The organism is Mariniflexile sp. (assembly GCF_041583155.1).
Classification (GTDB): Bacteria; Bacteroidota; Bacteroidia; order Flavobacteriales; family Flavobacteriaceae; genus Mariniflexile.
Map to the genome: position 1 here is coordinate 116,784 of NZ_JBFHGK010000005.1, position 15,736 is coordinate 132,519.

10 protein-coding genes are annotated in these 15,736 nt (G+C 33.3%); 5 read left to right on the forward strand and 5 right to left on the reverse strand.

What is annotated here, in order from left to right; all coding sequences use genetic code 11:
• Window positions 1-134: 134 nt before the first annotated feature.
• Window positions 135-617, reverse strand: coding sequence for a 5-(carboxyamino)imidazole ribonucleotide mutase (gene purE, locus ABYI63_RS03320; protein WP_372753410.1), 483 nt, complete (start codon window positions 615-617; stop codon window positions 135-137).
• 44 nt (window positions 618-661) lie between these two features.
• The gene (locus ABYI63_RS03325) at window positions 662-1,816 is read right to left on the reverse strand and encodes a 5-(carboxyamino)imidazole ribonucleotide synthase (protein WP_372753412.1); all 1,155 of its coding nucleotides are present in this window, start codon (window positions 1,814-1,816) and stop codon (window positions 662-664) included.
• A 136-nt stretch (window positions 1,817-1,952) separates the two neighbouring features.
• Between ABYI63_RS03325 and ABYI63_RS03330 the strand changes: the two genes are divergently transcribed.
• The 3 genes from ABYI63_RS03330 (at window position 1,953) to ABYI63_RS03340 (ending at window position 4,859) form a co-directional block, all read left to right on the forward strand.
• Window positions 1,953-3,062 carry an adenylate kinase gene (locus tag ABYI63_RS03330; protein WP_372753414.1) on the forward strand — a complete coding sequence of 370 codons (1,110 nt, stop codon included), beginning with the start codon at window positions 1,953-1,955 and terminating at the stop codon, window positions 3,060-3,062.
• Between the two features lie 86 nt (window positions 3,063-3,148).
• Window positions 3,149-4,147 (forward strand): GTPase ObgE, encoded by a 999-nt coding sequence (gene obgE / locus ABYI63_RS03335; protein WP_372753416.1) that lies wholly within the window; start codon window positions 3,149-3,151, stop codon window positions 4,145-4,147.
• A gap of 193 nt (window positions 4,148-4,340) precedes the next feature.
• Window positions 4,341-4,859 (forward strand): DUF4136 domain-containing protein, encoded by a 519-nt coding sequence (locus ABYI63_RS03340; RefSeq protein ID WP_372753418.1) that lies wholly within the window; start codon window positions 4,341-4,343, stop codon window positions 4,857-4,859.
• Between the two features lie 24 nt (window positions 4,860-4,883).
• On the opposite strand, the gene ABYI63_RS03345 is transcribed toward ABYI63_RS03340, so the two are convergent.
• Genes ABYI63_RS03345 through ABYI63_RS03355 form a run of 3 tightly spaced genes read right to left on the reverse strand, consistent with a single transcriptional unit; the run spans window position 4,884 to window position 12,884 of the window.
• Window positions 4,884-6,311, reverse strand: a complete 1,428-nt coding sequence (locus ABYI63_RS03345; protein WP_372753420.1) for a M64 family metallopeptidase — start codon at window positions 6,309-6,311, stop codon at window positions 4,884-4,886.
• A 2-nt stretch (window positions 6,312-6,313) separates the two neighbouring features.
• Complete coding sequence (locus ABYI63_RS03350; RefSeq protein WP_372753422.1) at window positions 6,314-6,808, reverse strand: hypothetical protein; 495 nt, start codon at window positions 6,806-6,808, stop codon at window positions 6,314-6,316.
• Window positions 6,809-6,827: 19 nt separating this feature from the next.
• Window positions 6,828-12,884, reverse strand: a complete 6,057-nt coding sequence (locus ABYI63_RS03355; RefSeq protein ID WP_372753424.1) for an alpha-2-macroglobulin — start codon at window positions 12,882-12,884, stop codon at window positions 6,828-6,830.
• A gap of 138 nt (window positions 12,885-13,022) precedes the next feature.
• Here ABYI63_RS03355 and ABYI63_RS03360 point away from each other — a divergent pair, with 138 nt between their 5' ends.
• Together ABYI63_RS03360 and murC are read left to right on the forward strand one after the other, a co-directional pair.
• The gene (locus tag ABYI63_RS03360) at window positions 13,023-13,976 is read left to right on the forward strand and encodes a tetratricopeptide repeat protein (RefSeq protein WP_372753426.1); all 954 of its coding nucleotides are present in this window, start codon (window positions 13,023-13,025) and stop codon (window positions 13,974-13,976) included.
• A gap of 203 nt (window positions 13,977-14,179) precedes the next feature.
• The gene (murC, locus tag ABYI63_RS03365) at window positions 14,180-15,535 is read left to right on the forward strand and encodes a UDP-N-acetylmuramate--L-alanine ligase (protein WP_372753428.1); all 1,356 of its coding nucleotides are present in this window, start codon (window positions 14,180-14,182) and stop codon (window positions 15,533-15,535) included.
• The last annotated feature ends 201 nt before the right edge of the window (window positions 15,536-15,736 follow it).

Below are 15,736 nucleotides of genomic sequence, written 5' to 3' on the forward strand. Positions count from 1 at the left end.
AATATGTTAAAACTAAAAGATATTATGCACACATAATAAAATTTTTATATTTTTGGCGAAACAATTTGAAGAGTGACTAACTCATAAAATTATTCTTAATAGCTAAAAAACCTCGATTTCCCGTCGAGGTTTTTTTATTTTAAATCTTTAGCCGATTCGTGTACTTGTTGTTTTAAAGCGTCTTTGTAGTCTATTATTTTATCTAATATCTGTGGGTTGTTAGATCCAATTATTTGGGCTGCTAAAATACCAGCATTTTTTGCGCCATTTAAGGCTACCGTTGCAACTGGTACGCCTCCTGGCATTTGAAGGATGGATAGTACCGAATCCCAACCATCAATTGAGTTACTGCTTTTAACAGGAACACCAATAACTGGAAGTGGCGACAAAGATGCAATCATACCTGGTAAATGTGCAGCACCTCCGGCACCTGCAATAATTACTGCAAACCCTCTAGTATGTGCGTTTTTACCATAGTCGAATAGTTTTTCTGGGGTACGATGTGCAGAAACAATATCAACTTCAACGGTAATATTAAAATCTTTTAAAATATTAATAGCGTCTTGCATCACTGGCAAATCGCTTTTACTTCCCATAATAACTCCTACTTTATTCATAAAATTTCAAATTTTTGTTAGGTTGAGCGCGGTCTAGACCTAAATTATTCACTTATAACTTTAATCGTTTTTTTAACTTCTTCGGCAATACGTCGTGCTTCATTTAAATCTTCATTCACAATAGTAACGTGTCCCATCTTTCTAAATGGTCTTGTTTGTTTTTTGCCATAAATGTGAGGTGTAACACCTTCCATTTTCATAATACTTTCAATATTTTTATAAACCACATCTCCAGAAAAACCTTCAGCACCAACTAAATTTACCATTACGCCGCCCACTTTGCTGTCGGTTCTACCTAAAGGTAAATCTAAAATAGCACGTAAATGTTGTTCAAATTGAGAGGTGTAACTGGCTTCAATGGTTTGATGTCCCGAATTATGAGGCCGTGGCGCTACTTCATTAATTAAAATGTTATCATCTTGTGTTTGGAACATTTCAACAGCCAACAAACCAACGTGGTTAAATGCTTTTGAAACATTTAATGCAATTTCTCTTGCTTTGTTTGCTACCTCATCCGAAATTCTTGCCGGACAAATAACATATTCCACTTGGTTAGCTTCTGGATGAAATTCCATTTCTACAACAGGAAAAGTTTTAATTTCACCAGATACATTTCTAGCAACTATTACAGCTAATTCGTTCTTAAAAGGTACCAAAGTTTCTGTTATACATTCACCAGGTGTTAAACCTTCAAGGTCGGAAAGTTGCCTTACCACCTTTACGCCATTACCATCATAACCAAACTGTGCTGCTTTCCAAACGAATGGGAATTTTAAACCGCCATTGTTTATAGCATCTTCAATTTCAGAAAGATAAGCAAACCTGGAGAAAGGTGCTGTGGGTAAATTATTATCGATATAAAATAATTTTTGAGCAGCTTTATTTTGAATTTTTCGTAATGTTTTTGACGATGGATAAACTTTTTTGCCTTCTTTTTCAAGTGCTTCCAAGGCATCAATATTTACGTTTTCAATTTCGATAGTGAGCACATCTACTTGTTTCCCAAAGTTATAAACAGCTTCAAAATTCATTAAATCGCCCAGATGGAATTCATTACTGGCAATTTTGCATGGTGCTTCGTTACTAGCATCTAAAACACAGGTGTAAATATCAAATTTTCGGGTGTCGTTAAGTAACATTTTGCCTAATTGACCACCACCTAAGATACCAAGTTTAAAATTTGAAGAAAAATAGTTCATGCTTATTATTGTGAAATTTCATTAAATATTCGGCAAAAATACATTTAAATCTTAAAATAGTCTCGAATTCGTAAATCAAAAATCGTTATTAGGCAATCTATTGATTATCTTTGCGCCTTTCAAAAATAATATAACTGTGATAAAGCTACACGACAAATTTTTTAAACCGTTTATTTCTGCAAAAGAAATAGATGCAGCAATGGAACGTTTGGCAACAGAAATTGCTAATGATATTGGAGATGAAATACCAATTTTTATAGGTATTTTAAACGGGTCGTTTATGGTGGTTAGTGACTTTGTTAAAAAGTATCCTAAGCCATGTGAAGTTACCTTTATAAAATTAGCTTCCTATGAAGGAGTGAAATCTACCGAAGATATTCAGCGTTTAATTGGGTTAACCCAAGATTTAACTGGGAGAACGGTTGTTATTTTAGAAGATATAATTGATACGGGTAATACCCTAGCAGAAGTGCATCGTATTTTTAAAAATGAGCAGGTAAAATCATTAAAAATTGCAACACTTTTTTACAAACCTGAAGCTTATAAAAAAGATTTTAAATTACATTATATAGGTATAGAAATTCCAAACAAATTTATAGTAGGCTATGGCTTAGATTATGATGGTTTAGGACGAAACATACCAGAAGTCTATCAAATAAAAGAAACACAATTCATGACAAACTTAGTATTATTTGGACCTCCAGGAGCAGGTAAAGGAACACAAGCAGAGTTCTTAAAAGAGAAGTATAATTTAGTTCATATCTCTACAGGCGATGTTTTTAGATTTAATATTAAAAACGAAACGGCATTAGGGATGTTGGCAAAGTCTTATATGGATAAAGGCGAACTAGTTCCGGACCAAGTAACTATTGATATGTTAGAAGCAGAAGTTGAAAAAAACAGTGCAGCAAAGGGATTCATCTTTGATGGTTTCCCACGTACTAATGCGCAAGCAAAGGCTCTAGATGCTTTAATGGAAAGTAAAGATTCTTCTATAAGTGCTATGATAGCCTTAGAAGTAGAAGATGAAATTTTAGTAGAACGCCTTATTGGAAGAGGAAAAACTAGTGGTCGAGCTGATGATGCTGATGAGTCTATCATTCGAAATAGAATAAAAGAATATTACGATAAAACAGCCATTTTAAAAGATTACTATTCAGCTCAAAATAAATATTTTGGTGTGGATGGCGTTGGTAGTGTAGAAGAAATTACCGAGCGTTTAAGTAACGCTATTGATAAATTATAAGTGATACGTTAAGTCGTTTGTTGTTTAGTTGATTTTTTTTGTTCACTTCAACTTAACAATTTACAACAAACAAATAAACAATTAAGATGACAGAAGGTAACTTCGTAGATTACGTAAAAATGTATGTTAGCTCCGGAAACGGGGGAAAAGGATCATCGCATTTACACCGCGAAAAATTCATTGAAAAAGGCGGTCCCGATGGTGGTGATGGCGGTCGTGGTGGTCACGTAATTTTACGTGGAAATTCAAATCTGTGGACCCTTCTTCATTTGAAGTTTAAAAAACACATCCGTGCAGGTCACGGTGAAAGTGGAAGTAAAAGTAGAAGTTTTGGCGCCGATGGCGTAGATGAGATTGTTGAAGTGCCTTTAGGTACGGTTGTTCGTGATACGGAAACCAATGAAATTATTTTTGAAATAACAGAACACGGTGAAGAACGTATTATTGCAGAAGGCGGAAAAGGAGGTTTAGGAAATTGGCATTTTAGAACTTCTACCAATCAAACGCCACGTTACTCACAACCGGGAATGCCACTTGAAGAAAAGCATATTACTCTAGAATTGAAAGTGCTAGCGGATGTTGGTTTAGTAGGCTTTCCAAATGCAGGGAAATCGACACTCTTATCGGTAGTAACTTCAGCAAAACCGAAAATTGCAGATTACGAGTTTACAACCCTAAAACCAAATTTGGGCATTGTGCAGTATCGTGATTTTCAAACTTTTGTAATGGCAGATATTCCTGGGATTATTGAAGGAGCAGCTGAAGGACGTGGGTTGGGTCACTATTTTTTACGTCACATTGAGCGTAATTCTATATTATTGTTTTTGATTCCTGCCGATGCACCCGATATTAGAAAACAATACGATATTCTTTTAGATGAATTGCGTCGTTATAACCCAGAAATGCTTGATAAAGAACGCATCATAGCTATTTCTAAATGCGATATGCTAGACGATGAACTTAAAGCGGAATTAAAAGAACAGTTGGATAATGAGTTACCAATTCCATATCTTTTCATTTCTTCGGTAGCCCAGCAAGGAATCACGCAGCTGAAGGATACGCTTTGGAAAATGCTGAATAATTAAAAAATTATAATTAACAATTGAAAAACACGTACTATAATTGTCTTATCAAATATAGTACGTGTTTTTAGTTATATACATAGGGATGGTTGGATAAGGTACAGAATTAAAAATTCGTTAGTTTCTTTAAGTGTTAATTATTTAAGACTACCTATGGAATAATTTTTGATTAACTTTATAAATAAAAATTCTTGTTATGAAACCTTTTGTATTTCTGCTGCTGCTTTTTACGGTATCTTGCGCTCCTATTCGGGTTAATTACGATTTTGATAAAAATACCGATTTCAATCATTACAAAACCTACAACTATTATAGTAACATGAATACTGGTTTAAGTGAATTGGATACAAAGCGTATTTTGGATGCTATAGACAAAAACATGGCGGAAAAAGGCTTTTTTTTAGCTGAAACACCAGACTTTTTCATTGATATTAAAAGTAAAGAGTTTCAAGAAATACAACGTAATACGGTTGGTGTTGGCTTAGGTGGCGGTGGCGGTAATATGGGTGGCGGTATCTCCATTGGGCTTCCTATTGGGCAAGCTAATTTAAATAGACAAATTATAATTGATTTTGTAGATGAAAACAAAAAGCAATTGTTTTGGCAAGCAATTAGCGAATCGCGTTTTACTCCCAATGCAACTCCAGAGAAACGGGAAGAACTTTTAAATGCTATTGTGGAAAAGATACTTGGAAAATATCCACCCAAAGAATAACATTCATGTACAGGCGAGATTCTTTTAATTCTTAATTAATTTCCGACTAGCAATAAGGGCATTGCCAGAATAAAAATTAGTTACATAAATACCAGTACTTAAATTACTTAAATCAACTGGAGAGTTTAAATAATTGGTTAATGAAACGGTTTTAATCATTTTTCCGTCCAAACTTACAATATCAACTTTTAAATCTGTGTTAGAATCACTTTCAAATTTCAAATTTACAATGTCATTTGTTGGATTTGGAAACATCGAAATATTATAATTTGCAATCTCACTATTTATATTTTTTATTCCTAGCGTAGAATTATCAATATTCCAAGTAATTGTATATAAATGAAAGGTATCATGATTATTAACTTTCAAAAGACTAGTTTCATCATTAACTGAAACGGTGAGCGTATTCATACCTTCATTTAAATCCGTTTCTGAAATGGAAACAGCATCTAAATCTGAAGCAAAATTAATGTTATTTAAAACCCAGTTACTTTTTAATGTATTCGGAACAGGTTTTATTAAATTTAATTGAAATTCCAATGGAAATAATGGACTAATCAATTCATTAGAAACAGGAATATAGGAGTCGATTGGCGATTGTAAACTATGAATTTTTTCAACCATGCCTTCTTTACAAACAGAACAAAAAGATTTGTCTATACTTTCCATAATACAATTTTGGTGTGGCTTGTACCACCTAGCACAATTACCACTGTTGCAAGTGTATTGGTGTATCCCAACACCATTAATGTTCAACCAATTTTTCCATTTTACGAGGTTGGCATTGGTTTCTTGCGTCATGTTAATTGCTTCAGCCGCTAATTCATCGCCAGGATAATACTCATCTTTTAAGTTAAATAATGAATGTCCTAGTTCATGCATAATTACTTTACTGCCCCAGGATCCCGTATAAGCCATTGGAAATTCGCCGCCACTACCTCCATATTCCGCTGAATTTACAAGTATTAATGCTTGATCATAGGTTGGAAAATTGGTGGCAAGTAAATTGGTTATTTTTAGTTGTGTATTGTTTGCGCTGTAACCATCAATTTCATAATAGAGTAAACGGTGCGACCCAAACGAGTCATAAGTTGCGTTAAAATAAGTATCTACATTTATTACAGGCGTTAAGGGACTGGTAGGTGTTTCCATTGGATTAGTACTTGTACCTGGATGATCCGCTCCACTTTGGTTTGATGCTACCTTTATTATGTGAACATTAAAATAATTTGCATATTCTTTAAAAGGGGACTGATTAAATAATTCAGTAGTAAAGTTAATTGCATTGGTTTTAAATTTAGCTAATTCACTTTCCCTGTAACCTTCACTTAAAATAACAAGGTTGATTCTTTTATCATTATCGCCAGAGTTCTTAATGGTTTCTGTGTCAAAAACTTGTGCAAAGGTGTATTGAAAACTAAGCAATAAAATGACAAATATAAGGTGTTTCATTATCAATCTAACTTTGTTATTATTAGAGTTTTGCTTTTTTGAAGCGAATCAGTTATTTCTTCAATCGCTATAAATTTTGTTTCGCTGTGTAATTGCAAACGTAGAGATAGCGGTGCTTTTTTTAATTCGATTAACTTGTTTTCAAAGATAAGTGAATCGTTTACAAATTCAATTATTTTTGATAATGGGTTTTTTATTGCAATGGCATTTATTTCAACAGAATCTTTATTCAATTGGCGGCATTTTAAATCGCCAATACCACCTACCTTAATATATTTGTTACTACTACTTTTTAGTTTGCCATCTGTAATGGTTTTGCTTATAAATTCAATGTTTTTTTTGTTGTTTTCAGAGTTTGAAATACTATAGTTTAGAAAAATTAGCTTTGGCTGGAGGTCTTCATCAGCAATTTCCGTTACATCTGTTTTTTTTGCAGCACAGGCCCAAAAAAGTATCAAAATAACTAAAGGCGATAATTTAAAAATAGAGAGTTTCATCGTGGAATAATTTTGCCAGCTAATTATTATTAATATTAATTCGAACCCCTTCACTGTGGCTACTAAACTCTGGGGCATACATACTTTGAATGGAAGTGATGCCGTTACTCATGTTTCCCTGATGGTTTACCCGTAAATCGTATTCAAAAACATAAATGCCTTTTGGCAAATTATCAATAAAGAAATTGGTGGAAGCGTCTAATGTACTTTCATAATACGCCAAACCATCTTGCCATTTGTATGCAGAAATTACATTAATAGGTTCTAAACCTGCTGCTCGCATATCTTTCATGTGTATAAATTCCATAGCCCTATCGCTTCGCAACTCAATACGTACACGAATTAAATCGCCCACTTTTAAATTTGTTTGATCCGTAATTTCTGTAATTTGTTCTCCTATATCTGTATTTGTTTTGAGGAATAATTTTTTACTTAATTTTAAAGGAGTATCGGCTGAAGATATTTTATTTAAATCTTCAAAATATTGCCAGTATAAACCACCCCAAGCGATACCGTCATCTTTTTTGCTTAGAGTTATAGTACCCATATTCGGTTGTATTTCCGAAGTATTCCAAGTTGTTTTATAATAATCAGTTCCGGCTTCAACCTTTACATTTTCTAGTTTTGAAGGTTCTATTGTTTTGCCTCCAACCATAACATTTACAGTATTGGTAACACTTAACCAATCACTACCTTGTAATAATAACGCATAAATAGCTTCAGTTGTTGCTTTGGTGGTTTGCCATTGGTTAGTTTGCTTGTTTTTAAGTAACCATATCTTTAAATTATCGATGGTTTTGGTATCATTTTCAAGTTCTGAAAAGGCTTCAATTAATAAGGCTTGCGTTTCAATTGGTGCCTGATACCAGTGCCATGAACCTATATTTTCTTTCCAATACATACCTGTTTCTTCTGAAATTATGCTGTTTTCCTTTAAGGAATTTAAAATTTTTGTTGCAGTTGCTTTATCGCCCATTCTATTAGCCACCAATAACATTAAACCTTTTGCGTATAAAGAACGTGATAACCAATATTTTTGAATTTGTGATTGGTAATACTTTGTAATGTCAGCAACTTCTTTAGATTTCTTAATTTCGGTATAGAAGCTTCGCATATATAAATAATGTAATTGTGTATAGCTTAAATGATCTTTTGTTAAGTCGACTTTTGAATTGTATTTTCTAATATCATTGTATTCTTTCACAAATTCCGCGTCTAGATAACTAATGGCTTTTTCAATCATTTTTGAATTTTCTATGTTACTTAAGGATACACCAAGTTTGTCCAAATGCCCGAAACCAGCAATGATGTGTTGGGTAATATATCTATTTTCAATACCCCCATTAAACCAGGCCCAAGAACCATTGTTTAATTGGTTGTTGGCTAACTTATTACTGGAGGATTGCAACTCGTTATTCATTTTATTCAAATCGAATAACAAGGCAATGCGTTTTTTCTGTTCTGTTTCGCTCTGTGCATCACGTAGCCATGGTGTTTCTTGAATTAGAATTGACTTTAATTCCTCGTTCTTTTCAAGGTTTGAAATTAATACATCTTGCGTTTTCCATTGGTTGAATACGTCTTTAATTCGTGGGTTTGAGTTTGAAATATGACTCGCCAAGGCATTCGCATAAAAACGAGAAAATATTTGTTCATTACATTCATACGGATATTCCATTAAGTAGGGCAGTGCCTGTACCGCATACCATGCAGGGTTGGAAGTTATTTCCAAACTCAACTTATGGTTTTTAAGTGTTGTAGAGGTATTGGTTTTTAGCTTATTTAATGTGAATGTTTTTGTTTCGTTAGAGCGGATCCACATGGGTAAGGTTTCTGTAATTAACATGCGGTTATTTAAAACAGGTAAAGCATTTTGTTCACCATCGCTAAAGGTATTGGATTTTGCGATGATTTTATACTGAACTGCATCTATACCATCAGGAATTGTTAAGTTCCACGAAACTTGTGTATTGCCTTTTCCTTTAGCTGTAAATGTTTTAATTGTATTCGACGAAACAAGTGTATTGGTAATATCCTTTCCAGTGATAGCATCTGTTAAAAATAAATAGACTTGTCCAGAAAGCTCGTTGTTTGTTAGATTTGCAATTTTGGTACTAATGGTTATTGTATCTCCTTGACGTAAAAAACGTGGCGCATTTGGGATTACCATCAATTCTTTTTGAGTAACGGTTGTTAACGTTTTTGTAGCACTTTCCAAGGTTTTGGTATGTGCTAACAATTGTAATTTCCACTGGGTTAATGCTTCGGGTGTTGTAAAACTGAAAGTAACAGTGCCTTCTTTATCAGTTTGTAATTGCGGAAAGAAAAAAGCTGTTTCTTGGAGATTTTTACGAATTTGAATGTTTTGAATGTTTTGCTTTTCAATTGGGTTATTTTCTATTGAATTTTTCTCTTTGTCTGAACTGAACTCTTCCTTTCTTAACTCGCCAGATTCTTCTATATTTAAGGCTGAAAAAAGAACTTCACTATCTTCTTCGCTAACTTGTTCAGATGGAATGTTATTAGCCTTTGCCGATTTTGAAATAGCCATCAAATTCCTATATCCTGAATTTTGATTTCCAAAATAAAATCCAAACCAATTTAGTTGATCATATTGCTGTGGCGAATAAGTTGAATAATTTTTTGAAAAATAAACTCTAAAATTTTGGGTGCCGAAACTACGATAAGCATGAATAGGATAATAGGAGAAATAAGTAGAATTTTGTATTGGATTAAAACTCCAATTATGTGGATTAAACTGATCTAAAGACGAATCGTACATGCTTGCTAAAATTTCTGCAGACACTTTATCTCCTTGTGGGCCTTTAATTTTAAAACTCCAAGTTTCATCGACACCTGGCTGAATTTTGTCTCTAAATGTAGTTGTTTCAATCTCTAAATCGGTTTTTGGATATGGAACGGATATTATTTCGGCATCGGATATAAAACTATTAAAAACAGCAAAACTATATCGTACGGCAAAACCACCCACATCTGAATGTGATACAGGAATGGTGATTGTTTTCTTGCTGTTATTCAATTGAATAACTTCGGTTTTTACAATCTCATTATTTTTTTCTATAGAAACAGTTATGTTTAAATCTTTAGCTCCCGATGCTAAAGTTGCAACTACGGTTTCACCAACTTTATAGGTTGATTTATTAGTTGTGATGCTGAATAATTGGTTGTCTGCTAATGTTTTGTCATCATCACTATAAAGTGTGGTTTTTACTTCGTCTTTCACTATTTGGCCGAATTTATCAATGCTTTCTAAAGTGATGATATAGCGTCCAGATTTCCATTTTTTAATACTTCCTAATTCAAGTGTCTTAGATACTTCTGTGTTAAATGATTTTTCAAAAACCAAGTCGCCTTTTGCCCAATTAGCTGGCTCATCTTCATTCATGTAAGCATCATGAGGGAATAGGTTTTTGAAGATTTCCTCTGAAAAATCTTGATAATCTGGTGCCTGCCATGGGCGTTGTCTTAAAACTGATTTTGGTGCTTCCAATTTATAGATTTTCACAGTTCCTATGGCAGGAACAAATTCACCATTCAGATTTTTAGTATTAATAAGTATGTTATGATTTTTTTGAGATTTATCAATTTTTTCAGCAATACTCATGTTCGCAATTAAAGCATGATACCCAACGTTAATAATGGTTTTAGCGCTTCGGGTTTCACCGTTTAGGTCGGTAACATCTGCCGTTATTTGATAATTAAAAATTGGTAAACTCGTTTTATCTACACTTTGGTCAGGCAAGGCTTTAAAAGTTATTTCAAATTCGCCTTTATCATTAGTGCTGCTTTCACCATGCGTTATTTCTTGAGGTTCGCTAATAAACCATGGGCGGTACCAAAAATACCAACGTGGGTATTCCACTTTTCGATGTACACGATATACCACTTTAGCATTTGTAATGTTGCTTCCGGCGTAGGCTAAAGCAGTTCCTTTTACTGTAACCGAATCGTTTACCTTATAAGTTTCGGTTATAGGAGTAAACTTGGTTTCGAATTTTGGACGTTTGTATTCTTCAACAGAGAAATAATGATTAACCTCAAAATCTTCAGCATTTCCATCCAATTTAATATGATATTCACCATTCAATCCGCTGCTAGGTAATATAAATTCACCATAAATTGAGCCAAATTCATTGGTAACAAATTCAAGCTCTTTGATTTTAACATTATTTACATCATATAAAATGGTTGAAACAGACTTGTTTGGTAGGACTTCTGAATTCTCGTTTTCCACTTTCATGGCAATTGCCTTAAAATAAACAGTTTGTCCAGGTCGGTAAATGCTTCGGTCGGTAAATAAAAAGCCATTATATGTTATGTCTTTTTTATCTGATTTGTGATATTGGTTAATAGAATAATCTCCGAAATATGCCGTTTCGTTTAAGTGACTAATTTTTGCAGAAATATTTCGGTAATACTCGCTTTCTTTTTTGATTGTTATTTCTCCTAAAGCATTTGTTGTGAAATTTCTATTGATTGGATTTCTATCATTATTTTTAAAATAAGTTAGAGTTACTGTGGCATTTTGAATTGGTTTTCCATTGTTTCTGTCAATTACCAGAAAGGTTGTATGCGTTTTACTATCTTTTTCTAACAAAGCAAAATTTGTTGCCTGAACCGAGCTAAAAGCAAAGATGTCTTGGTCTGCTTCAGTTTCGGCATAGATTATGAAGGTTCCATTAGGTAATTTTGGAATTAAAACCTCGGTGCTATGTGTTTGTAAATCGTTTTCGTTGCGTAATTTACTTAGCCATTCTGTATTTAATGTTAAGCTTTTAATGAAGGCGGCTTGCTCTTCTTTTCTATAAATTTTTTGGAATTTTTCTAATTGATTTCTAGAAATATCGTAGATTTTAAATTGAATGTTTTCTATATTTTTATAGCTTACTAATAAACGCGCATGTTTCTGAATAGGCAAAAAATCTTCGGTAGTAATTTGAAGTGTTTGTTGCAGTATTTGAGATTTTAAAACCTTGCATTTTTCTGCAGCATTACTTTTAGGAAATTTTTGAGTAACGGCATTGCAAATGTCAAACGCTTCTTTAGTTTTCCAACGATTTTTTTCATTTGATTTAGGTGTGTATGCATTGCCCTGTTGATAATAGATTGAAGCAATTTCAAAATCGTATAATCCAGAAACCTCATGAGCTTTCAAGTTTTCAGCTTCGGTTTTTAAGGCATCCAAGAATAAAGCTTCTTTGTTGCTAAAAGTAGCATGTTGGTTTACAAATTTTAAACGTTCAATATTTACGTCTGCTAACGCAAAAGGTTCCTTATCTTTTAAATGAAATTGAATTAAGTTCTGATAAATTTTTAAAGCATTTAACTGTAAAGACATAGAATCTTTCAGTTTGAGTGTGATATTAGAAAATGTGGTTGCATCGCCCAAAAAATCAAGATTATCTATTTCAAATTTATAGGCAGGTTTGGTAATATTGGTTTCGTTTGTTTTATAAAATTCTAAAGCGTTATGACTTAGGAAATCAAATAAGGTTGGTCTGTAAATTTTAGAACCTTTTTGAAGGGTTAATATGCTATCATATTTGCTTAAAGGTTGTAGTTTAAGTGTTTGGCTATTGTGTAGTGAATTTTGGTAATGCAAATGAATTTCATCAAATAGGGTTTGCAAATCCCAAGTTCTAAAATCATTAGTATCTACTTTTTCATTGGTTTTTGTTCTTTTATAAAATTGCCAACGGTTTTGGTTAAAATATTGCCAATATAAATTAGCTAAAATGTTTTCTAATATATTTTTGGTTGGTATGTTACTATGCGTAATTTGATTTTTAAAATCGTTAATGATATTTAATTGCGCATCTTCTTCCAAAACCAATGCATACTTGCTTTTAAAAAGCATTGTTTTTATAAATTGAGTTTGATTTTGATCTTTTATAGCGAGTGCAGAAATTTGATTTACAACGTTTAAAGCCGATTTGGGTAAACCATTATCTTCATTGTTTTTAACTGATTTCCAGAGTGTTTCATAATTAGCATTTTGACTATGCCCTAATATTGAAAGTAAAATAATTGTTAAAAAAATTGCCGATTGTTTCATTTCATTAAATTTGTTATAAAATTACTTTCAAAAGCTGTTCCAAAAATTAATATATGAAAGAATAGTGTTATTGATTGAGTGAATTTAGTTATTTTTAGTTAAAATGCCGTATTGAAATTTGTTAACAAATTACATGTTATGAGAAATTTAATTTACTTAATACTTTTTCCGATAGTATCTTTTGGTCAATCACATGTAGCTGGTTTTGAGGATCTAATTAAGCAAAAGCAGTTTGATAAAGCTGAAATAAAAATAACAGTTTATTTAGAGAAACACCCAAAAGATTTGGAGGTCCTTGAACTTTTAGGAGATACCTACGGCCATCAAAAAAAATGGGACGAAGCGATAGAGATATATGAGAATTTAACAAAAGCAGACCCGAAAAATGCGGAATACCACTACAAATACGGTGGCGCCATGGGTATGAAAGCTTTGGAGTCCAATAAAATTACAGCTATTGGTATGGTAAACGATATAGAATCGGCCCTCCATAAAGCTGCAAAACTAGACCCAGAACACAAAAATGTGCGATGGGCCTTGGTGGAATACTACATGAAATTACCAGGTGTTTTAGGGGGCAGTAAAAATATGGCGTTAAAGTATGCGTATCAATTAGAACAACTCTCAAAAGTAGATGGGTATTTGGCAAAAGGCTTCATTTTTGAGTATGATGAAGAGCCAGAACTTGCCGAAAAATATTATAAGTTAGCCATTAAGGAAGGTGGTTCTCTATGGTGTTATAATAAACTTACCACTTTCTATGAAAAGCAAAAGCAACCCGAAAAAGCCCTAGCAAATCTTGAAGATGCAAAAGAAAAGTATAAGAGAAATGCATTGGATTATGAAATGGGTAAAATTGCAGCCCAATATAACATCGAATTGCAAAAGGGCGTTCAATGTTTACAAACCTATTTAAAAAACTATTCTCCAAAAGATGGGGTGACCAAAGCTTGGGCACATTACAGACTTTCGCAAATATATGCGCACAAAAAAAACAAAGCTGCCGCTTTAAAGTATATTGATTTAGCACTTGCCGAATCGCCAAAAACCAAATATTTTAAAGACGAAAAACAGCGAATTTTAAAACTTTAGTATGATGGCGTTACTAATGTGGTTGCGCCTATCGGTATAACTTTTTTGCATCTTATGAGAAAAAGATGGCTCTTTAATTGCTAATGCAAAAACTTCCTATTCACACTTCGGTCATCCAAATTCAATTCATATATTTACTTCTGGAAAGAACCTAATAAAATCAGGTAAATTCTATATTATAATTCAGAATACAATAAAACTACATGAACGTACATTTTATCGCTATTGGTGGTTCAGCAATGCATAATTTAGCTATAGCATTACACAATAAAGGATACCAAGTTACAGGCAGCGACGACGAGATTTTCGAACCTTCAAAATCCAGGTTAAGTGCCAAAGGATTACTACCCGACACCTATGGTTGGTTTCCAGAAAAAATTGATGCAGGTTTAGATGCTGTTGTGTTGGGCATGCATGCCAAAGCAGATAATCCGGAGTTGTTGAAAGCTCAGGAATTGGGATTAAAAATTTACAGTTATCCCGAATTTTTATATGAACAATCAAAACACAAAACCCGTGTTGTAATTGGGGGTAGTCATGGAAAAACCACTATAACATCCATGATTTTACATGTAATGCATTACCATGATCGCGATGTAGATTATATGGTAGGAGCACAGTTGGAAGGTTTCGATGTGATGGTTAAACTAACGGAAACCAACGATTTCATGGTTTTAGAAGGCGATGAGTATTTGAGTTCTCCAATTGATAGGCGTCCAAAATTTCATTTATATAAACCCAATATTGCTTTGTTAAGTGGTATTGCCTGGGATCACATCAATGTGTTTCCAACATATGATAATTACGTAGAGCAGTTTCGCATTTTTGTAGACAGCATTGTAAACGGTGGAAGTATCACCTATAATGAAGAAGATTTAGAGGTAAAGCGTGTTGTTGAAGCTTCAGCCAACCCCATTCGAAAATTGCCTTATAATACTCCCGATTATACAGTTGAAAACGGACAAACCCTTTTAGATACACCAGAAGGACCACTGCCAATAGAAGTTTTTGGTAGACACAACCTAAATAATTTAGCAGGAGCCAAATGGATTTGTCAACACATGGGTATTGATGAAGACGATTTCTATGAAGCTATTGCGAGCTTTAAAGGAGCAAGTAAGCGTTTAGAGAAAATAGCAGAAGGAAAAATTAGTGTAGCCTTCAAGGATTTTGCACACTCACCAAGTAAGGTGGAAGCGACCACAAAGGCTGTGAAAGAGCAATTTGGAAACCGAACAATTGTAGCTTGCTTAGAGTTGCATACTTATAGCAGTTTAAACGCTGAATTTTTAAACCAATATAAAGGAACTTTAGATGCAGCAGATGTTGCCGTGGTTTTTTATTCGCCACATGCCGTACAAATTAAAAAGCTTAAAGAAGTAACCCACGGACAAATAGCCAATGCTTTTGAGCGGGATGACCTGATTATTTATACCAATCCAGAGGATTTTAAAAACTTTTTATTCTCGCAGAATTTTAACAATAAAGCGTTATTATTAATGAGTTCGGGTAATTATGGCGGATTGGATTTTAATGAGGTAAAGGGGCTTATAGAATAGCTTGATAAAGCAATTTTTTATAGACCATTTTAGCTCTTATTTCATTATAAATTCAATTACATTTGTGACGTCCTGAAATAGGGATACAGAATTAATAATTTAAAGGTAGTGATTTTATGTCACTGCCTTTTTTAGTTTTATATTTTTTTCTTTTGATACTATTTTGTTTGTGCATTTGATTGGGAGTCAACATGTAATTGG

Coding starts and splice junctions, on each gene's coding strand:
- ABYI63_RS03355 (WP_372753424.1), bottom strand. CDS start 12,884: ATGAAACAATCGGCAATTTTTTTAACAATTATTTTACTTTCAATATTA.
- ABYI63_RS03340 (WP_372753418.1), top strand. CDS start 4,341: ATGAAACCTTTTGTATTTCTGCTGCTGCTTTTTACGGTATCTTGCGCT.
- ABYI63_RS03360 (WP_372753426.1), top strand. CDS start 13,023: ATGAGAAATTTAATTTACTTAATACTTTTTCCGATAGTATCTTTTGGT.
- ABYI63_RS03350 (WP_372753422.1), bottom strand. CDS start 6,808: ATGAAACTCTCTATTTTTAAATTATCGCCTTTAGTTATTTTGATACTT.
- purE (WP_372753410.1), bottom strand. CDS start 617: ATGAATAAAGTAGGAGTTATTATGGGAAGTAAAAGCGATTTGCCAGTG.
- ABYI63_RS03325 (WP_372753412.1), bottom strand. CDS start 1,816: ATGAACTATTTTTCTTCAAATTTTAAACTTGGTATCTTAGGTGGTGGT.
- obgE (WP_372753416.1), top strand. CDS start 3,149: ATGACAGAAGGTAACTTCGTAGATTACGTAAAAATGTATGTTAGCTCC.
- murC (WP_372753428.1), top strand. CDS start 14,180: ATGAACGTACATTTTATCGCTATTGGTGGTTCAGCAATGCATAATTTA.
- ABYI63_RS03345 (WP_372753420.1), bottom strand. CDS start 6,311: ATGAAACACCTTATATTTGTCATTTTATTGCTTAGTTTTCAATACACC.